The sequence below is a fragment of the Kitasatospora sp. NPDC086791 genome (genome assembly GCF_040685975.1).
Lineage (GTDB): Bacteria > Actinomycetota > Actinomycetes > Streptomycetales > Streptomycetaceae > Kitasatospora.
The window spans coordinates 81,681-103,627 of record NZ_JBFBOC010000015.1 but is presented as its reverse complement, the minus strand read 5'-3'; the positions used below and the strand labels follow the sequence as shown (position 1 = coordinate 103,627).

Here is a 21,947-nt window from a genome sequence, read left to right as displayed (position 1 = left end):
CTCGGGTGGAACGGAACCGGCCGGGCCCTCCACCCGTGGGTGGAGCGCCCGGCCGGACGGGGTGCGTCAGGCGTCGATGCGGGAGCGGTCCAGGGTGGCCGCCGAGTCCACGATGAACTCCTTGCGCGGGGCGACGTCGTTGCCCATCAGCAGGTCGAAGATCCGCTCGGCCTGCTCCAGGTCGCCCAGGTTGATCCGGCGCAGCGTGCGGTGGCGCGGGTCCATGGTGGTCTCGGCGAGCTGGTCGGCGTCCATCTCGCCCAGGCCCTTGTAGCGCTGCACCGGCTCCTTCCAGCGCAGGTTCTTGCGCTGGAACTCCAGGAGGGTGGAACGCAGTTCGGCGTCGGAGTAGGTGTAGTGGTACTTCTCCTGGCCGCGCTTGGGGTTGGTGAGCTCGATCCGGTGCAGCGGCGGCACGGCGGCGAAGACCCGGCCCTGCTCGACCATCGGCCGCATGTAGCGGTGGAAGAGGGTCAGCAGCAGGGTGCGGATGTGCGAGCCGTCGACATCGGCGTCGGCCATGAAGATGACGCGGCCGTAGCGGGCCTGGTCGATGTCGAAGGTGCGGCCCGAACCGGCCCCTATCACCTGGATGATCGCGGCGCACTCGGCGTTCTTGAGCATGTCGCTCACCGACGCCTTCTGCACGTTGAGGATCTTGCCCCGGATCGGCAGCAGCGCCTGGAACTCGGAGTTGCGGGCGAGCTTGGCGGTGCCGAGCGCGGAGTCGCCCTCGACGATGAAGAGTTCGCTGCGGTCGACGTCGTCGCTGCGGCAGTCGGCCAGCTTGGCGGGCAGCGAGCTGGTCTCCAGCGCGGTCTTGCGGCGCTGGGCCTCCTTGTGCTGGCGGGCGGCGACCCGGGTGCGGGCGGCCGCGACGACCTTCTCCAGGACGGCCCGGGCCTGGAGCTTCTCGTCCTTCTTGGCCGAGGTGAGGAAGGCCTTCAGCTCCTTGGCGACGACGGCGGCGACGATCCGGTTGGCCGCCGAGGTGCCGAGCACCTCCTTGGTCTGGCCCTCGAACTGCGGCTCGGCGAGCCGGACGGTGACCACCGCGGTGAGGCCCTCGGTGGCGTCGTCCTTGGTGATGTCGTCCTCGGCGACGCGCAGCAGCTTGCCGGCCCGCAGCGCCTCGTTGACGGTCTTGGCCAGCGAGCGCTCGAAGCCGGTGACGTGGGTGCCGCCCTTGGGAGTGGCGATGATGTTGACGAAGGAGCGCAGGGTGGTGTCGTAACCGGTGCCCCAGCGCAGCGCGATGTCCACGCCGAGGTGGCGGGTGACCTCGGTGGGCGTCATGTGGCCGAGTTCGTCCAGGACCGGCACGGTCTCCTTGAAGGTGCCCTCGCCGCGCAGCCGCAGCACGTCGCAGACCGGCTTGTCGGGGGCCAGGAACTCGCAGAACTCGGCGATGCCGCCGTCGTAGCGGAAGACCGACTCGTCGATCTGGTCGCTCTCGGTCAGTCGCTCGTCACGCACGACGATGGTCAGCCCGGGGACGAGGAAGGCGGTCTGCCGGGCGCGGCTGTGCAGGTGCTCCAGGGAAAGCTTGGCGTCCTTGAGGAAGATCTGCCGGTCGGCCCAGTAGCGGATCCGGGTGCCGGTGCGGGTCTTGGGGACCTTGCGGGCCTTGGTCAGGCCGTTGGCGGGCTCGAAGGGCGCGTCCGGGCTGGTCTCGGTGAAGATGCCGGGGGTGCCGCGGCGGAAGCTGATCGCGTGGGTGTGGCCGCCGCGGTCGACCTCGACGTCCAGCCGGGCGGAGAGCGCGTTGACCACCGAGGCGCCGACGCCGTGCAGACCGCCGGAGGCCGCGTAGGAGCCACCGCCGAACTTGCCGCCGGCGTGCAGCTTGGTCATCACGACCTCGACGCCGGACAGCCCGGTCTTGGGCTCGACGTCGACCGGGATGCCGCGCCCGTTGTCGCGGACTTCGACCGAGGAGTCCGGGTGCAGCACGACGTCGATGCGGTCGCAGTAGCCGCCGAGCGCCTCGTCGACGGAGTTGTCGATGATCTCCCAGAGGCAGTGCATCAGGCCGCGGCTGTCGGTCGAGCCGATGTACATGCCGGGGCGCTTGCGGACCGCCTCCAGACCCTCCAGGACGAGCAGGTGCCGCGCGGTGTAGTTGGAACCGTCGTCGCCGGCCAGCAGCGCGGACGGCACGGTCGTTTCGGCACTCACGCGGCACTCTCCTCGGTGAAGTTCTGTCTCATCGGTCACATCCGGACGGATCCGGACCAAACGCCAGTGCAGCACGCCGCACCGACATCCGTCGCTCTGCGTACCCGCACCCCTCCGCCGGGTGCGCAGCACGTCGGCCCGGCCCCGCGCAGCTTGTACGCGCTGCGCGAACAAGGGCCGTGCCCGGGTGTGGGCCCCGGGGGCGCCATATCCTCCCGGTACCACCGGTCCTGGCGGTCCGTGGGGCCCGGCACAGGCTCCGGAACTGCCGTTATGCAGGCTACCGGGGCCCGGGACGGGGCTTATGCTCCAACCCGGCAGAGGATTATGCTACGCGGACCTCGAACCCGATCCCGATCGGACGTTCGAGCGACGGGCGGATCCCGGGATCTCGGCACGCATGAACCGCCGGCGCCCGGGGCACGTCCTCATCAACACAGCAGAATCCTCAGAGAAGAAAAGCCACGAGCGGGAACGTTTTCGGCCTGGTTGGATGTTGACCCTGGTACGACAGCTCGTCGAGCTAGAGAAGAGGCGACGTGACTACTGTTCTGACACCTGCGAGCCCGCTCACCGCGGCTGACCGCTGCGACCGCTGCGGCGCCCAGGCCTACCTGCGCGTCGTACTCGCCAGCGGCGGAGAGCTGCTCTTCTGCGCCCACCACGGCCGGAAGTTCGAGCCCGAGCTCAAGAAGATCGCCGTGGAGATACAGGACGAGAGCGGCCGTCTCAGCACCACCACCACCGCGACGGCCGACGACGACGAGCGCTGATTCCCGGCGCTTCCGGCAGCCGACGTCGAGCTGTGTCCGGCCGCGCACCGCGCGCGACCGGTGAGCCGGGCGACCGACCCCTCGGGGCCGGTCGCCCGGCTCTGCTGTTTCCCCGAGCTGTTCTCCGGACGGCTCCCCCGTGTTCGCCCGCCCCGGCCCGACCGGCCCGACGCGGCGTCAGGACGTGACCGGCGCATCACTCACCGCGATTCCGGCGCCGACTGCCGACCGTCCACGGCTGCCCACGACCGCGCACAGTCGCTCGCAGCCGCTCACAGCACCGAGTGCACGGCGTCCGCGACCGAGGACATCCGCGTGTAGACGCCCGGGTGGGCCGCCTCGGCACAGCCCGTCCCCCAGGACACCAGGCCGGCCAGCCGCCCGCCGACGATCAGCGGGCCACCGCTGTCGCCCTGACAGGCGTCCTTGCCACCCTTCTCCTCGCCCGCACAGACCATGCCCCGGGCGTCGAACGTGCCGTCCGGCCCGCCCGGGTAGGCGTGCGCGCAGGTTTGGTCCGGGACGATCGACACGTCCACCCCGCGCAGCACCGGCGAGTAGTCACCCCGCCCGGTGGTGTCACCCCAGCCGTACACCCGCGCGGCGGTCCCGGCCTCGTACGGCACGGTCTCGCCCTGGCCGACCAGCTCGACCACCGGCCGGGAGCTCTGGGGCTCGGCGAGCGTGAGCACCGCCACGTCGTCCATGTTGGCGGCGAAGGAGTAGTCGGGGTGGATCCAGACCGACTGCACCGCCACCTCCCGGCCGGACGTGCCGCGCATGTCGTCCCGGCCGACGATCACCTTGAGACCCGGCCGCTCCACCCGACCCTTGGCCTCGTCGTAGAAGCAGTGCGCGGCCGTCACCACCTTGGTCGGACCGACCAGCGCGCCCCCACAGAACTGGCCCGAGCGGCCGCTGCCGAACTGCTGGCGACTGGCCAGCGCCACGATCCACGGCCGGTCGGCGGTGCTCACGGCATCGCCGCCGACCACCCGGCGCTGCGCCTCGGCCGGTGCCGCCGCGCCGAGGGCGACCAGCGGGACGGGTGCGGCGGCGAGCAGCGCCAGCACGGCCGCCCGGCGACGGCGGTTCGCCCGGGCGACGACCGGGTCGGCCGCGGGCGGGGCGGGGGTCGGCAGGTCAGTGCGGTCCGGCTCGGTCGGCACCGTGACTCCAGAGGGCTCGGCAGCAGGCAACCGCCACAGCGTAGGGGATCGACTACGCTGTGCGACCGATTCCCGTCACGCCGCCACCCGGACGAGCGACAACCACCACCCGGACGCTGACGCGCTCGGGCCCGCAAGGCGTCGAATGCCCCGAAGGCGGCAAAGGCCCGGAAGACATCGAAGGTACGGAAAGCCACGAGGGCCCGGAGCCGTACGGCTCCGGGCCCTCGCTTCGACGATCGCCGCCGATCAGTCCAGGTAGTCGCGCAGCACCTGGGAGCGCGACGGGTGGCGCAGCTTCGACATGGTCTTCGACTCGATCTGGCGGATGCGCTCACGGGTGACCCCGTACACCTTGCCGATCTCGTCCAGCGTCTTAGGCTGGCCGTCGGTGAGACCGAAGCGCATCGAGACCACACCGGCCTCGCGCTCGGACAGGGTGTCCAGCACCGAGTGCAGCTGCTCCTGGAGCAGGGTGAAGGAGACCGCGTCGGCCGGGACGACCGCCTCGGAGTCCTCGATCAGGTCACCGAACTCGCTGTCGCCGTCCTCGCCCAGCGGGGTGTGCAGCGAGATCGGCTCGCGGCCGTACTTCTGGACCTCGATGACCTTCTCGGGGGTCATGTCGAGTTCCTTGGCCAGCTCCTCCGGGGTGGGCTCGCGGCCCAGGTCCTGGAGCATCTGGCGCTGGACGCGGGCCAGCTTGTTGATGACCTCGACCATGTGCACCGGGATACGGATGGTGCGGGCCTGGTCGGCCATGGCGCGGGTGATCGCCTGGCGGATCCACCAGGTGGCGTAGGTCGAGAACTTGTAGCCCTTGGTGTAGTCGAACTTCTCGACCGCACGGATCAGGCCCAGGTTGCCCTCCTGGATCAGGTCCAGGAAGAGCATGCCGCGGCCGGTGTAGCGCTTGGCCAGCGAGACCACCAGGCGGAGGTTGGCCTCCAAGAGGTGGTTCTTGGCCCGGCGGCCGTCCTCGGCGATGATCTCCAGCTCGCGCTTGAGCTTGGGGGCGAGCTTGTCGGCGGCCGAGAGCTTGTCCTCGGCGAACAGGCCGGCCTCGATGCGCTTGGCGAGCTCGACCTCCTGCTCGGCGTTGAGCAGCGGGACCTTGCCGATCTGCTTCAGGTAGTCCTTGACCGGGTCGGCGGTGGCACCGGCGACGGCGACCTGCTGGGCCGGCGCGTCGTCCTCGTCGTCGTCGGAGAGGACGAAGCCCTCCGACTCCTCCTCCGGACCCTCGGCCTCGGCCTTGTCACCGGGAAGCGCGACCTCTTCGAGCAGCTCCTCCTCGCCGAGCAGCTCCTCGTCGCCCTTGCCGGACTTCGTGGTGGCGGTCTTCTTGGCGGCGGCCTTCTTGGCCGGCGCGGCGGTCTTCTTGGCTGCGGCCTTCTTGGCCGGGGCCGCCTTCTTCGCCGCGACCGCCTTCACCTCGGTGGCGACGGAGGTCGTCTCCGCGGTGATGTCGGCGGAGACGGCGGGGGCCGGGGCCGCGACGGCGGCCGCGACGGCCGGAGCCGCGACGGGAGCGCCGGGGGCGATCCGCACGGGCGGCTTGGTCGGGGCCGACGAGGCGGCCGGGGTCCGGGTGGTGACAGCCTTGGTGGCGGTGCGCTTGGTGGGGCTCTTGGCAGCAACGCTCTTGCGCTTGGCGCCGGCCGGTTCGGCCGCGCTGACCATGAGGTCCACCCCCTCCTCAATCAGCACCTGGTTGAGGCTGCGCATGACGTTCTTCCACTTGGTGACCGGGATCTGGTCCGCCTCGAACGCCTGGCGCACGTCGTCACCGGCGATCTGCCCCTGGGCCTTGCCCCGCTCGATGAGCGCCAGCAGAGCTGCGGACTCGGCGATCTCGGGGGGAAGCGAACGGGATGTGCTGGCCGACACGAACAACCTCTCGGACGATGAGTGGACTCGAACCCGTACCGGCCGCCCGAGCGGGCGGGGAAGGAGATCGCGCGCCGGACGCGCGGTGTCGATTCCGACCGACTCGGGCTTGAGGACTGGGTTTGCAGGACGGCAGCAGCGCCGCGGACCAACACAGCATTCTGACATGTTGGAGTATTCCGGAGCTGCTCCCGCTCAGGAGACATCGCTGCTACTCGTCAAGTGTTACGCATGGCCTTCGTGTCGCGGGTCACACCACACGGCGCCCGCGGCCACCGGGCCGGGTTCCATCATCGCGCACTCGCGCCGAAGCACTTTGTCATGTCCAGGTGGATCGTCGACGGCCGGATGACCCGCCCCCGGAGGACCGTCCGCATGCGGAAGCCCTCCGGCTGCGCCGCGCGGTGCGGCCGGAGGGCCTGGCGGAGCGGACCGCCGGGCCCGGCGCCTCCGCTCGTGGGAACAGCCCGCTCAGTGCTCCCGGGGCGCGGGGACGGACGGCTCGATCTCGGGGTGGACGGTGAGCAGCGCCCGCATCGCGACCTCGGCCGCGGCGCCGTCGCTGGCCCCCAGCGCGTCCACCAGCCGGGCGTGCAGGCCGACCGAGGACTCGGAGGGCCGCTCGCAGGAGATCGCCGGGCCGCCCGAGACCTGCAGCGCGCAGGCGACGATCCCGGACAGGTGCTCCAGCATCCGGTTGCCGGCCATCTGCAGCACCAGGCTGTGCAGCTCGGCGTCGGCCCGGGTGTAGGTGGAGAGGTCGGCCTGGGCGGCGGCGTGGCCCATGATCTCGACCAGCTCGACCAGCCGCTGCTGGACGTCCTCCCGGCCGTGACCGGCGGCCAGCCGGGCGGCCAGCGGATCGATCGCCCAGCGGAGCTCGAACAGCTCCCGGCGCTGCTCGTCCCGCTGCGGGCCGAAGGCCCGCCACTCGATGATGTCGGGGTCCAGCAGGTTCCAGTCGCCGACCGGACGGACCCGGGTGCCGACGTTCGGCCGGGCGCTGACCAGGCCCTTGGCCTCCAGCACGCGCAGCGACTCGCGGACGACGGTCCGGGAGACCTCGAAGCGCTGGCCGATCTCCTCCGGCACCAGCGGGCGGTCGGCGCCGAGGTCACCGGAGACGATCATCTGGCCGAGCTGCTGGACCAGCTGGCCGTGCAGACCGCGGCCGCGGCTGCTGGTGGTCTTGCGGCCGACCCGGGAGATATCGGACTCGGCGCCCTCCCAGCGGGGCGCCGGCGGGGTCGGCCGGTCGGCGTACGAGAAGCGGTCCAGGTCGCCGGGGCCGTGGATCGACCCATCGGCGGAACGGGCGGGGGTCATGGTGGGGTGCGCAAGGGTACTCACGCCTCCTTTGTCGGCGATCGGCAGGCGTGGCTTGAGAATTCTCGTGAAAAGCACACGAAAGGGTGATCGACCGTGACTGGATAATTGACTTCTTATCAGGAAGAACCGCGCATTCCGGCCACTGCTGGTCGATCTTGGTTCTTCGGGACCGTCGACACGCCGACACCCCGTCGCCCGCGGCGACGCGCCCTACAGCGCGCGGCACCTGGCCCTACAGCGCGCGGCGCCGGGCCTGGACGAGCAGCGCGGCGAGCAGCAGCACGGCGGCGGGGGCCGCGACCGCCGCGAGCAGCGCCGGGTCCGTCAGCGCCGCGCTCCCGGCCACCGCCCCGCGCGCGCCGCCGTACACCCAGCCGTAGGCCCACTCGATGCCGGACTGGAAGGGCAGCAGCTCGGCCGCCCGCGCCAGCCACGGCCGACCGGTCCGGCGCAGCAGAAGGGCGACGCCGGACTCCAGCAGCGGCGGCAGCGCGCACAGCAGCAGCACCCCGGCGGCGGCGCTGCGGGTCAGCGACGCGGTCAGCACACCGGTCCAGGCTGCCACGACGGTCAGCAGGACGAACGCCAGCAGCGCGGCCGGCACCCCGTGGCCGGCCACCAGCGCCAGCGGGGCGAGGGCGCCCGGCAGGTCGGACAGTCCGGACAGCCCGGCGCCGCCCACCGCTTCGGACACCCGCGCCGACAGCGCGGCGGGCTCGGCCCAGGCCGTCACCGTCACCCCGTCCGGCAGCGCGAGGTGCACGGCCACCGTGTCGAGCAGCAGGGTGGCCAGCGCCAGCAGCGCCGCCACCGGGCCGGCCACCAGCAGCTTGGCCAGCAGCAGCCGCACCCGGCGCGGGTACGACACCGACGAGGCAGGCAGCCCCGGGTGGCGCACCTCGTGCCCGTACGAGAGCGCGCCGAGCACGCCGGCGCCGAGGGCCGCGAACGGCAGCGGGATCAGCGGGACGGTGGCGGTCAGCAGCCGCACCCCGGCGGGCGCGGCCAGCGGGCCGGCCGGGGTCTGGCTCGCCAGGACGGCGGCCACCGCGGCATCGCCGAGCAGTACGGCGGCGAGCAGCAGCCAGGTGGAACGCAGGCCGCGCAGGCGGCGCAGCTCGTAGGCCAGGACACGCACGATTCACTCGCTCCGGTGGTCGTCGGTGGTGGCGGGGGCGGGGGTCGGGGCGGGGGCGGGGGCGGGGGCGGCGGACGCGCCCGAGGCGAGGCGGCGGAGCCGGACGGTGTCGCCGGCGCGCAGGTCGGTGTTCTCGCGGCGGCCCGGGGGCTTGGCCCGGCCGGCTTCCCCGGCCGGGGCCGGGTCGTCGCGGTACAGCCGGTCGACAGAGACGGTGGGCGCCGGCTCACCGGCCCCGGTGTGCCCGGCGGGCCGGGCCGGGCGGGCGGACGCGGCCCGTTGGGCGGGCCTGCCGACGGCGGGGAGGGCGGCGGCGACCACGGCGACGGGCAGCGCCCGGGTGGGCAGCGAGGCGTCGTCCTGGGCGCGCTCGGCCCGGCGCCGCGGGGTGGCGGCTGCGGCGGGCTCGGTGGCCGGGTCGATGGCGGGCGCGGCGGCCGAGGTGGCGGCGGACGCGACGGCGGTACCGGTGGCGGGACCGGTGGCCTTTGCCTCGGCCGGGGCTCCGGGGTCCGGTTCGGGGCCCGGTCCGACGTCCGGCTCCGCGTTCGACTTCGCGTCCGGGCTCGCGTCCCGAGCGGGGCGGACGCGGAGGTGACCGGAGCGGCCGGAGGCGGCCGGCAGGACGACCCGGGGCACGGGCTGCTCGACCACCCGGTCGGCCAGCTCGTGCAGCAGGATCCCGTGGCGGTAGGCGAGTTCGCCGATCTCGGTGCGGCCGATGCCGGCCACCGCGAGGCCCACGCTGCCGTCCCGGCGGACCTCGGCGCCCTGCTTGACCAGCAGGTCCGCCAGCCGCGCCATCTGCGGCCCCCGGACGGCCACTTCGGGGCTGAGCCGGGTCCGTCGGAACTCCGCGACCGGCTGGTCGGCCACCAGTCGGCCGCGGTCCAGGGTGACGACCCGGTCGGCGAGCTGCGCGGCCTCCTGCGGGGTGCGGGTGGTCACCAGGACCGTCCCGCCGGCGACGCCGAACGAGCGTAGGAAGGAGTGGAACCACTCGACGTTGCGCGGCGACAGGCCCTCGGTCGGCGCGTCCAGCAGCAGTGTGCCGGGGTCGCCCAGCAGGGCGGCGGCCAGGGCCAGTCGGCGGTGCATCCCGGGCGAGAAGGTGCGCAGCCGCTGCCCGGCGACGGCGGCCAGCCGGGTCTGCTCCAGCAGTTCGTCGGCCCGCCGGGCCGGGACGCCGACGGCCGCCGCGAGCATCCGCAGGTGGCCGTTCGCCCTGCGTCCCGGGTGCCCGGCCACCGCGGCCGCGCCACCGCCCGGACCGGGCAGCAGCACGCCGACCTCGCGCTCGGGGCGACGGAGCCGGCGGTAGGGGCGGCCGTCGAAGAGCGTGACGCCCTGGCCGCGCTCGAGTTCGAGCATCAGCCGCAACGCGGTGGACTTGCCCGCTCCCTCGGCGCCGAGCATGGCGGTCACCGTGCCGGGCCGAGCGTCGAAGGTCAGGTCCAGCAAGGCGGGCGGCGCGCCCTTGCGGTAGACCTTGGTCAGTCCGGTGATCTGGATCATCGCTGGCTGCTCCCGTGCCCTCGGCCGACCTGCGCGACGCGGAGCGCCCCCTGATGGGCCGGCGTCGCACCCGCCGCACGGCTCCGCGCCAGCACATTAGGGGGCTGCGGCGGCGATTCCGGGCATTGCGGGAACGGCACGGGCCCGCCGACTGCCCACCTCACCCGATCAGGGGAAAATCCGATCCTGCGATTCACGGGACCACGCGCCGCGGAGGCACGGGCCGGGGCTTCGAGGGCTCCTGGTCGCCCGTCCTACCGGGACGGCCAGGGCAGCTCCGGGAGCTTCTCATCGCCGCAGACCGCCCGGAACTCGTCGACGGCGGCCTGGCCCTCGACGGCGATCTGGCCGAGTTGCTCGCGCTCGGCGGCCAGCCTCTCCTGCACGCCCACGATCGTCTCGGGCGCGGCCTGCTCGGCCTGCAGCACGGCCAGTTCCTTCTCCGTGGCGGTGGTGGTCGGGTCGAGGCTCTTGTAGTCGGCCACCAGCCCCTCGATGAGGAATCGCTGGTGGGCGCAGTCCTTGAGGGCCATCGCAGGGCTCCTGGAGGTCCGGAAGGCCTCCGGCCCGGCGGCCGGAGCGTCCACCGACACTCTGCGCCGGTGCCCGCGCGGCCGCAGCCAGGCCGGGCCATTCGGTAGCCCTGGACCGTCCGCCGGGACCGGCCCGCGACGCGCGACGCGGGGTGCGGTGCGCTGGGCCCGGACGCGCGGGGTGGTGCGCGGCCCGGGCCCGTGCGGTGGTGCTCAGGACTCCGGACGGAGCATGGGCGGGTTGAGGACGGTCGCGCCGCCGGCGGTGAACAGCTGTGCGGGGCGGCCGCCCTGACGGGTCGTCGTGCCGCCGGAGGGCAGCAGGAAGCCGGGGGTGCCGGTGACCTTGCGGTGGAAGTTCCGCGGGTCCAGCACCACGCCCCAGACCGCCTCGTAGACCCGGCGCAGCTCGCCGACGGTGAACTCGGTCGGGCAGAAGGCGGTCGCGAGCGAGGAGTACTCGATCTTGGAACGGGCGCGTTCCACGCCGTCGGCGAGGATCAGTCCGTGGTCGAAGGCGAGCGGGACGCCATCGGCCGGGTTCTCGCCGAGGAGTTCGCCGACCGGGGCCCAGCGGGCGCTGCTGGCGTCGCCGCCGGCCCGGGGCGTCGGCAGGTCGGGGGCGAGCACCAGGTAGGCCACGCTCACCACGCGCATCCGGGGGTCGCGCTGCGGGTGGCCGTAGGTGGCGAGCTGCTCCAGGTGGGCTCCGGCCGCGCCGGGGCCGACCGCTTCGTGGCCCGGGGCCGAGTGCGCGCGCAGGCCGGTCTCCTCGGCCAGCTCCCGGGAGGCGGCCTCGGCCAGGCCCTCGTCCGGCCGGACGAAGCCGCCGGGCAACGCCCAGTACCCCTGGAACGGCGGCTCGCCGCGTCTGACCAGCAGGGCGCAGAGCGCGTGGTCGCGCACCGTCAGCACCACCAGGTCAACCGTGACAGCGAACGGGGGGAAGGCCGACGGATCGTAACGCGACATGGCGACGATCATAGTCGTCTCTCTGACGATAAGCACAGGCCTTGCGCACGGTGCGCACGCGGCCCGTAGGGGCCGCTCACCCACCCGCCCGGCACGGTTCGCGCACGGGCGGGCGGCGGCTCCCGGGTCCGGTGCACGGGCGCCCACCACCGGGAGCGGGGTCGCCGGGCCGGAGCCGGAGCCGGGGTCGCGGTCAGCGGGCGACGAGCTGCAGGTCCGCGGAAGCCTCCTCGACCATCGCCACGCCGATCCGGCTCACCCGGACCGAGAAGGGCTCGCCCGCCACCCGCAGCCCGGTCAGCTCCAGCTCGCCGAGCGGCGCGGTGCTGGCCGGGCGGACCAGCACCCGGCCGCCCGGAACGTCGGGCCGCACCCCGGCGAGGGCGAACACCGCGTGCGCGGCGCCGGCCGCGGAGACCGCCGCCGGGCGGCAGGCGGCCGGGTGCGGCACCGGCGGACAGCCGGGGGTGCGCTGCTCCCCCGCGTACATCTCCGGCAGCCGCCCCTCGAAGTGGGCGGCCGCGGCGAGCAGGCCCTCCAGCAGGGCGCCGGCCTCGTTCTCGTGGCCGGCCTCGGCCAGTCCGGCGATCGCCAGCGCGGTCTCGTGGACCCGTACCGCGCCGCCGCGGTGGCCCAGCGGGTTGAACCGGGGGGACTTGGCGCTGAGGGTGCGCAGGCCCCAACCGCTGTCCAGTTCCGGGGCGACCAGGCGCTGGGCGAGCAGCCGGGTCTGCTCGCGGTCCAGCAGGCTCTCGTGCCGGCCGCCGTCGGCGGCGAGCCCGGTGTCCAGCAGGTGCACCAGGCAGGAGGCGACGGCGGGCAGCGGCTGGCCGCCGGGGACCAGCCCGGCGGCGGGGCGGCCGCCGGAGAGGTCGTCGACCCAGAACCGCTCGCGGAAGCGCCCGCGCAGGCCGGCGGCCCAGGTCCGCCAGGCCTCGGCGCCCGGGCGGCCGAAGGCCTCCAGCAGCTCGGCGCCGTGCAGGGCGGCGCGGTGGGCCTGCGCCTGGACCTCGGCGCGGGCGGCGACCGGGTGGGCCGAGCGTTCCTCGGCCGGGCGGCTCAGGTCGGTGACGAAGCCGTCGACCAGCCCGTCGCGCAGGGCGGCCAGGGCCCGCTCGGCGGCCGGGAGCAGCTCGGCGACCTCCGCCCTCGGCAGGCCCCAGCGCCAGGCCTCGGCCAGCACGGTGACGAACAGCAGGGTGGCCTCGGTGGCGGTGCAGGTGGGCGGCAGTTCCGGGCCGCCGTGCCGCAGACCGCCGGGCAGCAGCCCCTCGGTACGGCCCGGGGCGGGGGAGAGCTGCTGGCGGCGGGCCAGTGCCCGCAGCGTGCCGGCGGCCAGCCGGGTGCCGAGCGGCAGGGTGAGCCGGGCGGCCCAGAGCGCGTCGGCCGGGGCGAGGCCGAAGCGCCAGGGCGCGCCGGAGGCCGGGTAGAGGTCGGTCGGGCGGTCCGGATCGGCGAACAGCAGCCCGCCGAGGGCGTCCAGGGAGCGGGAGACCAGCGGGGCGGCCCGGGAGTCGTCGCTGCGGACCTCCGGCGCGGACCAGGGCAACGGGACCCCGGTGCCGCGCCCACCGGGCGGGCGCGGGCCGGTGGCGACGCTCTCCAGCTCGGTGCGCAGCTCGACCGACCAACGGGCGCCGGGCTGGACCTCCAGGTCCCAGCGGAGCACCCCGGCGCCGGCCAGGACGGCGTGCGGGGAGGGCTTGGCGCTGACCACGGCACTGTGCACGGGGCCCGTCCAGCGCAGCCCGGCGGACTGCACCTGGCCCGGCAGGTCGGGCGGACGGTGCCCGGCGGCGATCTCGGCGACCGGGCCGAGATCCGTGCCGACGGCGATCTCCAGCGGCAGCCGGGCGGGCCGTGGGCCGGTGTTGCGCACGACGACGGTCTCCACGCCGTCCGCGTGGCGCAGCCGCTCCACGGTGAGCGCAGGGTCCGGGTCGAGGTCGCCGGGGACCCGGACGGCCCCGAGGAAACGGGCCTGGGCGGTGCTGGTCAGTGCGCCCTGGAGCGGCAGCGGCTCCATACCGCCCAGCCGCACCTCCATCCGGGCGAGCGCCCGGACGCCGTTGCGGTAGAAGCCGTGCAGGCCGTGGCCGCGCAGCTGGCCGTCGGGGCCGGAGGCGGCCATCGCCGGAGCGTTGACACAGATCACCGCGTGGTGGACCGCGGGGGGCTGCGGGCGCGGCGGGGCGGCGGGCGGGACCAGGTCGGGACGTCCGACCGGTCTCGGCGCTCCGACCACGCTCTCGGCCGGCATGGCCTGTGGTGGCCTCATGGCGGTCACCGGACTCTCCTCCCCTCGGCGGTCCGGTGGCCGGGTCAGGCCGGTGGGCCGCGAGCATGCTCGATCGCGTGCTGATGGTGCCAGGCCGGCGGGGTTTCCCGTCGGCGGGTGTGCCGTGTCTGGCCGTACCCGGTGGCGGGTCGTGCCATGCGGTGCCCGGTACCCCGGGCGGGTACCGGCTCGCCGCGCCTTCGCGCCGGGCCCGCCACCGCACCCGGCACACCGTCAGGTCCGGTTTCCCGGACCGCCGGTGACGCCTGACCCGTGGCCCGCACCCGCAGGGCCGACCGGCCCCTCACGGCGACCGGCCCCGGCTGCCGCTCGTGGCCGCCGACCGCCGCCGGTGCCCGGGGCGTCCGGGTCCGGTGCCACCGGTCGGACGGCCCGGCCGGGCGGGCACCGGTCGGTCTCCGTCCGGGCACAGGGCCCCCGGGGTGAACGCCGCGCACCGCCGCCAGGTCACGCCCCGCCGCGACCGCCCCTGGTCGGGGCCCTCCCCGCCGGGCGGTCGTGCCGCCTCCGCCGGAGTGCCGCCGGGGCTTTGCCGCGGGTCCCTCGCCGTCCGCGGCCGAGGCCTCGTGCCGGGCTTCTCGGCCCGTCGGCCGCACTGCCCTGACCGGGCCGGCCGGGGTCGACCGCTCGATCGGGCGTACCGGGACGGTCGAACCGGCGCTCGATCGCCGCCAGGATACGGTGCGGGGGTCGCGGCCCCGCACCCGGTGACCCCGTGAACCGCGACGCCACCACTGTGACCAGCAGAGACCGAGGAGTCCCATGTCCACCGTCAGCCGGCTGCCCGGGATCGTCACGACCGACCACGTGTTCCAGGTCCCCCTCGACCACGCGGCCCCGCAGGGCGAGCAGATCGAGGTGTACGCCCGCGAGGTGGTGGCCGTCCGCCGCGAGCGGGACGACCTGCCCTGGCTGCTCTTCCTCCAGGGCGGCCCCGGCGGCAAGGCCGCCCGCCCACTCGGCCGGGACTCCTGGCTGGAGCGCGCCCTGGACGACTACCGGGTGCTCCTGCTCGACCAGCGCGGCACCGGGCGGTCCACTCCCGCGACCCGGCAGACCCTCGCCCGCCGCGGCGGCCCGCAGGAGCAGGCGGACTACCTGGCCCACTTCCGCGCGGACTCGATCGTCCGGGACTCCGAGCTGATCCGCACCCGGCTGCTCGGCGCCGACCGGCGCTGGAGCGTGCTCGGCCAGAGCTTCGGCGGTTTCTGCACCCTCACCTACCTCTCCATCGCTCCCGAGGGCCTGACCGAGGCCTTCGTCACCGGCGGCCTGGCCGGCCTCGGCAGCTCGGCCGACGACGTCTACCGCGCCGCCTACCCGCGTGTGGTCCGCAAGAACGAGGACCACTACGCCCGGTTCCCGCAGGACGTCGAAGCGGTGCGGCGGATCGCCGCCCACCTCGCGGACTCCCCCGCGGCCCTGCCGGACGGCGGGATGCTCACCGTCGAGGCGTTCCAGGCCCTCGGGATGCTGCTCGGCGGCGGCAACGGCTCCGGCGTCCTGCACTACCTGCTGGAGGAGGCCTGGGTGGAGGGCGCGGCCGGACCCGAGCTCTCCGACACCTTCCTGGCCGGCGCCCAGGCCCAGCTCTCCTTCGCGGGCGGCCCGCTGTACGCGGTGTTGCACGAGTCGATCTACGGCCAGCGGTCGGTGGACCAGGGCGGCACCGCCTGGTCGGCCGAGCGGCTCCGCGAGGAGTTCCCGCAGTTCGACGCCCGGGCCGCGCTGGAGTCCGACGCACCGGTGCTGTTCACCGGGGAGATGATCTACCCCTGGATGTTCGACACCGACCCGGCCCTGCGCCCGCTGAAGGAGACCGCGGAGCTGCTCGCCGCCCGCACCGACTGGCCCGACCTGTACGACCGGGCGCGCCTGGCCGCCAACCGCGTGCCGGTCGTGGCGGCGGTGTACCACGACGACATGTACGTGGACACCGCCGACTCGCTGGAGACCGCCCGCGCGGTGCGCGGCCTGCGGACCTGGATCACCAACGAGTGGGAGCACGACGGCCTGCGGGTGAGCGGCGGCAAGGTGCTGGACCGCCTGATCGCGATGGCGCACGGCGAGGCGTAGCGGGCGGTCGGCCGGTGCGGCGGCGAGCGGCTCAGTGGGCACGGCGGCCTCCTCTGGCCGCCCGCCGGCCCCCGCGGCACCGGTGCAGTCCGCTCCCGGCGCGGACGGCGGCGTGCGCTCCCGCCACCGCCCGGCCGAGCCGCAGGCCGCCCCGGGCGGGCCGTTCCCCGGCCGGCCGACCGCGCCCGGGTGCCGGGGCCTGGCCCGGCGCGGGCTGCAGAGCGGCCGGCGGCCCTGCGGCGCTCCCGTCCGGCGCCGGTCCACCCGGGCCGGTGTGACCGTCGGGTCCGCCCGGGCCGTGCGGAGCCGAGGCCGGTGCCGGCGCCGCGGGCGAGCCCTTCCGCCGGGCTCCCCGGCGACGTCGGCGACCGCCGGAGGCCCGGCCGGGCTCCTCACCGGGGAGCTCGTCCGCCGGGGACGCGGGCGCCGGACCCGCACCGTCGGCGGAGGGCGGCGGGTCGTCGGCCGGCGCCGGCGCGGGCCGCTGCTCGCGCCGCCGCCGCTGAGCCTCGACGGCGGCCAGCAGCGCCCCCGGCGTCATGCCGTCGTTGAGCGACTCGTGGAGCAGCTCGGCCAGCAGGCAGTCCGGGGCGAGCCGCAGGACGTGGCCGAGCACGACCCGGGCCGTCGCCGTGTCCCCGGCGACCCAGGAGGCCCAGGCCAGCAGGGTGAGCGGGGCCACCGCGCAGCTCTCGTACGGCGGGACGGCGCTCCGGGCGAGGAACCGCCAGAGGCGCTCGGCGGGAGCCAGCTCGGCGGGCCGGGCGTACTCGACGCCGCGGTCCCGGACGGTCCGGTCCCGCAGGGCGAACAGCAGCCGGGCCGTCCGGTCCGGGTCGAGCTCCCGGGCGCCGGCCGCGAACTCGGCGACGGCCTGGTCGAGCAGCCCGATGCCCTGCTCCCGGGAGCAGGAGTCCGCGGTCGACTCGGCCCGCGCGAGTGCCTCGCGCCGGGCGGCGTCCTCCGGCGGGCCGATCGGGACCAGCCCACCGAGGATCGCCTTCCGGCTGCCGCGCGGCACCAGTCCGGCGACCGTCGCGGCGGCGGCCGCCGGGCCCGGACCGCGCCGCACCGGATTGCCCGCCGGGTCACAGCAGCCGGTGCCGCGGCAGAGGAAGGACCACCAGCGGCCGTCCGAGACGCACAGCGACTCCTTCACCACGACGCCCCGGCGTCCGAAGGCGGCCCGGAGGTCGTCCGCCAGCGGACGCAGGCCGTCCACCACCGGCGGGGCGTGCGGCGCGCCGGGATCCTGGCAGAGGTAGAGGAGCACCTGGAGCGGCCGGGCGCCGTTCCGCTCGGAGAGGGCGACCAGCAGGGCGGCCGTCTCCTCCGCGGCGGCCGGCCACTGCGCGGGCGAGTCCGGCAGGTCCGCCCGGATCAGCCCGCCCTGGTGCAGGTCGGGGCCCTGGAGGCCGACCGCCACGATGCTGTCGTCGGGGTAGAACCCCAGGAAGTAGGGCAACAGCTCGGCCATGTCGGCCGGACCGCGCATGACGACCGGCCGGTGCTCGGAGGCCGGGCCGAGGGACAGAATGACGTTTTCGTTGTTCATCGCGTTCATGACCGCAAGAGTGGACGCGATCCGCGAACGGCGCCGGACCCGACTTTTTTCTGTGGATAACTCGGCCTCCGAATTTCCCTTCGCCCATTCGGAGCAAGCGACACGCCCTCCGTGGAGTGGTTTTTGACTACCGTTCAGCGGAACAGCGGATGAAATACACCCCGCCGTACACTCACTCCCCGCCCCGGCATTCGCCGCTTGTCGGCACTACGGGGTTACATGGACGCCATGCAGCAGCCCGACACCCACACCACCGCCACCGCCGACCGAGCCGAGGTCCGGGCGCGGGCCGAGGCCGTCCTGCGCGAGCTCGCCGGCCCCGTCGCCGTCCTGCGCGAGGACCAGTGGACGGCCATCGAGGCCCTCGTGGTCGACCACCGCCGTGCCCTGGTCGTCCAGCGCACCGGCTGGGGGAAGTCCGCGGTCTACTTCATCGCCACCGCCCTGCTCCGGGCCCGCGGCGCCGGGCCGACGGTGATCGTCTCGCCGCTGCTCGCCCTGATGCGCAACCAGGTCGAGTCGGCGGCCCGGGCCGGCATCCACGCCCGCACCATCAACTCGGCCAACACCGACGAGTGGGACGGGATCCAGGCCGAGGTCGCCGCCGGGGAGGTGGACATCCTGCTGGTCAGCCCCGAGCGGCTGAACAACCCGGACTTCCGCGACCAGGTGCTGCCCAAGCTCGCCGCCTCCACCGGCCTGCTGGTGGTCGACGAGGCCCACTGCATCTCGGACTGGGGGCACGACTTCCGCCCCGACTACCGCCGGCTGCGCACCATGCTCGCGGAGCTGCCCCCCGGCGTCCCGGTGCTGGCCACCACCGCCACGGCCAATGCCCGGGTCACCGCGGACGTCGCCGAGCAGCTCGGCACCGGCACCTCCGACGAGCACGCCCTGGTGCTGCGCGGACCGCTCGACCGGGAGAGCCTCACCCTGGGCGTGCTGGCGCTGCCCGACCCGGCACACCGGCTCGCCTGGCTGGCCGACCACCTCGACCGGCTCCCCGGCTCGGGCATCGTCTACACCCTGACGGTGGCCGCGGCCGAGGAGGTGACGGCCTTCCTGCGCGAACGCGGCTTCCCGGTGGCCTCCTACTCCGGCCGCACCGAGGACGCCGAGCGCCGCACCGCCGAGGCCGACCTGCTGGCCAACCGGGTCAAGGCCCTGGTCGCCACGTCCGCGCTGGGCATGGGCTTCGACAAGCCGGACCTCGGCTTCGTCGTGCACCTCGGCTCGCCCAGCTCGCCGATCGCCTACTACCAGCAGGTCGGCCGGGCCGGGCGCGGCGTGGACCGGGCCGAGGTGCTGCTGCTGCCCGGGCGCGAGGACGAGGCGATCTGGCGCTACTTCGCCTCGCTGGCCTTCCCCCCGGAGGAGCAGGTGCGGCGCACCATCGACGCGCTGGCCGAGGCCGGCCGCCCGCTCTCCACCGCCGCCCTGGAGCCCCGGGTGGACCTGCGCCGGGCCCGGCTGGAGACCATGCTCAAGGTGCTCGACGTGGACGGCGCCGTCCGCCGGGTCAAGGGCGGTTGGACGGCCACCGGACAGAGCTGGGCGTACGACACCGCCCGCTACGCCAAGGTCGCCGCCTCCCGGGAGGCGGAACAGCGGGCGATGCGCGAATATGCGGCGGGCACCGGCTGCCGGATGGAGTTCCTGCGCCGGCAGCTGGACGACGAGCAGGCCGTGCCGTGCGGGCGGTGCGACAACTGCGCGGGGCCGCTGCACAGCCCGGACGTCTCCGCCGGGACACTGGCCGCCGCCCGGGCCGCGCTCGGCCGGCCGGGCGTGAGCTTCGAGCCGCGCCGGCTCTGGCCGACCGGGATGGACGCGCTCGGGGTGCCGCTCAAGGGCCGGATCCCGGCGGGCGAGCAGGCCGAGACCGGCCGGGCGCTCGGCCGGCTGTCCGACATCGGCTGGGGCAACCGGCTGCGCACCCTGCTCGCCGAGCAGGCGCCGGACGTGCCGGTGCCCGGCGAGGCGGTGGACGCGCTGGTGGCGGTGCTCGCCGACTGGGCCCGCGGGCCGGGCGGCTGGGCCGGGCCCGCGACGGCGGAGGGCTCCCGGCTGGACCGGCCGGTCGGCGTGGTGACCATGGCCTCCTCGCGCCGTCCCCAACTGGTCGGCAGCCTCGGTGCGCGGATCGCCGAGATCGGGCGGCTGCCGCTGCTCGGCCGGATCGAGTACGCGGGCGGGCTGCCGCCGCACGGGGCCCGCAGCAACAGCGCCCAACGGCTGCACTCGCTGGCCGGGGCGCTGGTCCTGCCGCCCGAGGTGGAGCAGGCGGTGGCGGCCGCCGGCGGACCGGTGCTGCTGGTGGACGACCTCGTCGACTCGGGCTGGACGGTCACCGTGGCCGCCCGGCTGCTGCGCCGGGCCGGGGCGGGCGCGGTGCTGCCGCTGGTGTTGGCCGTACAGGGGTGACGGGAGGACCGAACGTCGTCGGGGGAACACCGGTCATCACTCGAATGGCCTAACAGAAAGGATCAAGCCAAGCGATTTCGATCACACCGGTCGGCCGACGCCCAAAGGAGGTGGTCACCGTGCCGACGACGGCTCACCTCGCGCTTCGGGCGTTGTGGATCAAGACCTGGCCACACCGCGGCGATGCACGGGTGACAGTGGAACATATCCGACAGACCATGGGCTATCGGGTGGCGATCGTCATTTCATCGTTGCCGCTCCGCCCCCGATGCCCCGAGAATCGGGGGGTACCCGAAACTCGGTCCGCCGGACCCGCTCCTCGGCGTACCCAGGCACCCGCCTAGCCACGGGTCAGGAAGGAGGATCGTGATCAACGGCATCGACCGAGGTCAGAATCCCCTCTCCGGGAGTTCGGCACAAAGACGGGTGCTGGACCTGGAGACCTGGGCCGCCTCGGGGATCCCGTTGCTGCGCGATCCGCGCGAGTTCGTCCTGGAGCTGCACCAGCGCCACCTGCCCCAGCCGGGCACGGTCGTGGTCGCCGTCCTGGACGCGCTCCACCACCTGGTCGCCTCGGCGTCCTTCACCCCCTGGCCGCACGACACCGACGGCTGGCAGCACCGGAACGCCCTGCTGGCGCACCTGCGCCGGATCGTCCCGCACGACCTGCGGCTGCCCGAGCCGACCCGCACGGCCGTACTGCTGCGCTGCCGCGACGGTGCACCCGGCTGGACGGAACAGGACGGCGCCTGGATGTGGGCGCTGCGGGACGCGGCCGTGCTGCACGGACTGCGCTGCGGCTCGTACATCGGTCTCACTCCGGCGGGCTGGCAGGTCCTCGGGGACGGCCGGGGCGGACGCAATCCGCACGCGGGGTCGTGGACGGACGGGCCGGTGCACACCGTGACGGAGCTGCCACCGCGCTCGGTGCTCGACACCTCGCGCGGCCAGCGTGCCCGCCTGCAGGCGGCGGCGCAGGCCGACCACGGCGCCGATGTGCTGCGCTCCCCGCAGTCCGAGCCCCCGTGGGTCCCGGCGCGGGTCGCGACGACCGAGCCGACCCGCCGTACCGGCACCCGCTGAGCCGGCCGAACCAGCCGGGCGGACGAGCGGGCGAGCGGGCGAGCGGCGGACGTGCAGGCGGACGGAAAGCGAGCACGCCGGCCCGACGCCTGGCACCCCGACGCGCCCGGACGCGCCTCCACCCGCCGCAGGGCGGGCTCCGGCCCGGCGACGGCTTTCCGCCACGGGAAAGGTATTCGGGCCCGGCACCGTCGAACGGCACCGGGCCCGGAGGCGGAAGGGCTGCGGTCAGGCCGTGACCGGGCGCCCGGACGCGGCTCCGGCCGCCTCCGCGGCCGCCGGGCCGGCGTCGCCGCAGACCACCAGCAGGGCGGTCGCACGGCCGAGCGCCTCGGTGTACGCCGCGGCGGCCCGGGCGGGCGTTCCGCCGTTGACCACCAGGACGACCGCCTCACGGCGGGCCGGACGGGTCAGCGCGGCGTCCGCGTAGAACACGTCACCGCCGTCAGCGAGCTGCGCCCAGTAGCGCTCCTCGCCGAAGGACAGCTCGTGCTGCTGCCAGGGGTGCGCCTCGCCGACCGTCAGGACCAGGATCCCGGCCGGATCGCGACCGGAGTCCAACAGCAGGTCGACCGCCTCGTCGGCGCGCTCCAGCGCCTGGGCCGGGGTGGCGGCGATCCGCCGGACCTCCACCTGCGGCGCGGCGGCGGCCGGGCGGCGCGGCGCCGGACCGGGCTTGGGGACCGACCGCGGCGGACCGGGCCGGGCGGCGCGCGGCGGGGCCGGACGCGGAGGCGCCGGGCGGGGGCCGGGCACCGTGGCCGGGGCGGCGACGGTGGTGGGTGTGATGGTGGGCACGCCGCCGGTGGCAGGCGCGCGGAGGGCTTGTGCGTCCGACTCTCGGGGGAAGGGAACGCCGGGGCCCGGGAGGCTCTCGTGAATCTCCGGCTCCTCGGGGAAGACAGGCATACCCGGATATCTATCAAATGCCGGTCGAACGCGCACGGGCACCCCACCCATTGGGCGCCGAACACCCACGACCCCCACTCGGGACAATTCCAGAC

At 74.9% G+C, this 21,947-nt stretch carries 15 protein-coding genes; 4 read left to right on the top strand and 11 right to left on the bottom strand.

Going from position 1 to position 21,947, the window contains the following annotated elements; translation table 11 throughout:
• Window positions 1-66: 66 nt before the first annotated feature.
• A complete protein-coding gene (locus AB0Q99_RS21035; protein WP_363573936.1) occupies window positions 67-2,178 on the bottom strand; it encodes a DNA topoisomerase IV subunit B in 2,112 nt (703 codons plus the stop codon).
• 539 nt (window positions 2,179-2,717) lie between these two features.
• Between AB0Q99_RS21035 and AB0Q99_RS21030 the strand changes: the two genes are divergently transcribed.
• Window positions 2,718-2,951: a hypothetical protein gene (locus AB0Q99_RS21030; protein WP_363573934.1), complete on the top strand. Its 234-nt coding sequence runs from the start codon at window positions 2,718-2,720 to the stop codon at window positions 2,949-2,951.
• 272 nt (window positions 2,952-3,223) lie between these two features.
• Here the strand turns inward: AB0Q99_RS21030 and AB0Q99_RS21025 are convergent, their stop codons facing one another.
• The 8 genes from AB0Q99_RS21025 to AB0Q99_RS20990 all read right to left on the bottom strand — a co-directional run bounded on the left by AB0Q99_RS21025 (window position 3,224) and on the right by AB0Q99_RS20990 (window position 13,775).
• Window positions 3,224-4,120 (bottom strand): serine protease, encoded by an 897-nt coding sequence (locus tag AB0Q99_RS21025; protein WP_363573933.1) that lies wholly within the window; start codon window positions 4,118-4,120, stop codon window positions 3,224-3,226.
• Window positions 4,121-4,369: 249 nt separating this feature from the next.
• Window positions 4,370-6,010 (bottom strand): RNA polymerase sigma factor, encoded by a 1,641-nt coding sequence (locus AB0Q99_RS21020; protein ID WP_363573931.1) that lies wholly within the window; start codon window positions 6,008-6,010, stop codon window positions 4,370-4,372.
• A gap of 471 nt (window positions 6,011-6,481) precedes the next feature.
• Window positions 6,482-7,414, bottom strand: a complete 933-nt coding sequence (locus AB0Q99_RS21015; RefSeq protein ID WP_363573929.1) for a FadR/GntR family transcriptional regulator — start codon at window positions 7,412-7,414, stop codon at window positions 6,482-6,484.
• A 157-nt stretch (window positions 7,415-7,571) separates the two neighbouring features.
• Window positions 7,572-8,477, bottom strand: coding sequence for a hypothetical protein (locus AB0Q99_RS21010; RefSeq protein ID WP_363573927.1), 906 nt, complete (start codon window positions 8,475-8,477; stop codon window positions 7,572-7,574).
• Window positions 8,478-8,480: 3 nt separating this feature from the next.
• Complete coding sequence (locus AB0Q99_RS21005; RefSeq protein WP_363573925.1) at window positions 8,481-9,992, bottom strand: ATP-binding cassette domain-containing protein; 1,512 nt, start codon at window positions 9,990-9,992, stop codon at window positions 8,481-8,483.
• A gap of 254 nt (window positions 9,993-10,246) precedes the next feature.
• A complete protein-coding gene (locus AB0Q99_RS21000) occupies window positions 10,247-10,525 on the bottom strand; it encodes a hypothetical protein (RefSeq protein WP_363573924.1) in 279 nt (92 codons plus the stop codon).
• A 213-nt stretch (window positions 10,526-10,738) separates the two neighbouring features.
• The gene (locus AB0Q99_RS20995) at window positions 10,739-11,497 is read right to left on the bottom strand and encodes an NUDIX domain-containing protein (protein WP_363573922.1); all 759 of its coding nucleotides are present in this window, start codon (window positions 11,495-11,497) and stop codon (window positions 10,739-10,741) included.
• Between the two features lie 193 nt (window positions 11,498-11,690).
• Complete coding sequence (locus AB0Q99_RS20990; RefSeq protein ID WP_363573992.1) at window positions 11,691-13,775, bottom strand: glycogen debranching N-terminal domain-containing protein; 2,085 nt, start codon at window positions 13,773-13,775, stop codon at window positions 11,691-11,693.
• A gap of 783 nt (window positions 13,776-14,558) precedes the next feature.
• On the opposite strand from AB0Q99_RS20990, the gene AB0Q99_RS20985 reads away from it, so the two are divergent.
• The gene (locus AB0Q99_RS20985) at window positions 14,559-15,872 is read left to right on the top strand and encodes an alpha/beta fold hydrolase (RefSeq protein WP_363573921.1); all 1,314 of its coding nucleotides are present in this window, start codon (window positions 14,559-14,561) and stop codon (window positions 15,870-15,872) included.
• 31 nt (window positions 15,873-15,903) lie between these two features.
• Here the strand turns inward: AB0Q99_RS20985 and AB0Q99_RS20980 are convergent, their stop codons facing one another.
• On the bottom strand, window positions 15,904-17,436 hold the full coding sequence (locus AB0Q99_RS20980; RefSeq protein ID WP_363573919.1) for a DUF4192 family protein: 1,533 nt from the start codon (window positions 17,434-17,436) through the stop codon (window positions 15,904-15,906).
• Window positions 17,437-17,664: 228 nt separating this feature from the next.
• Here AB0Q99_RS20980 and AB0Q99_RS20975 point away from each other — a divergent pair, with 228 nt between their 5' ends.
• Both AB0Q99_RS20975 and AB0Q99_RS20970 read left to right on the top strand, forming a co-directional pair.
• Window positions 17,665-19,860: a RecQ family ATP-dependent DNA helicase gene (locus tag AB0Q99_RS20975; protein WP_363573917.1), complete on the top strand. Its 2,196-nt coding sequence runs from the start codon at window positions 17,665-17,667 to the stop codon at window positions 19,858-19,860.
• Between the two features lie 366 nt (window positions 19,861-20,226).
• On the top strand, window positions 20,227-20,943 hold the full coding sequence (locus AB0Q99_RS20970) for a hypothetical protein (protein ID WP_363573915.1): 717 nt from the start codon (window positions 20,227-20,229) through the stop codon (window positions 20,941-20,943).
• 228 nt (window positions 20,944-21,171) lie between these two features.
• Here the strand turns inward: AB0Q99_RS20970 and AB0Q99_RS20965 are convergent, their stop codons facing one another.
• Entirely contained in the window at window positions 21,172-21,852 is a 681-nt protein-coding gene (locus AB0Q99_RS20965) for a hypothetical protein (protein ID WP_363573913.1), read from the bottom strand.
• Between the last annotated feature and the right edge of the window lie 95 nt (window positions 21,853-21,947).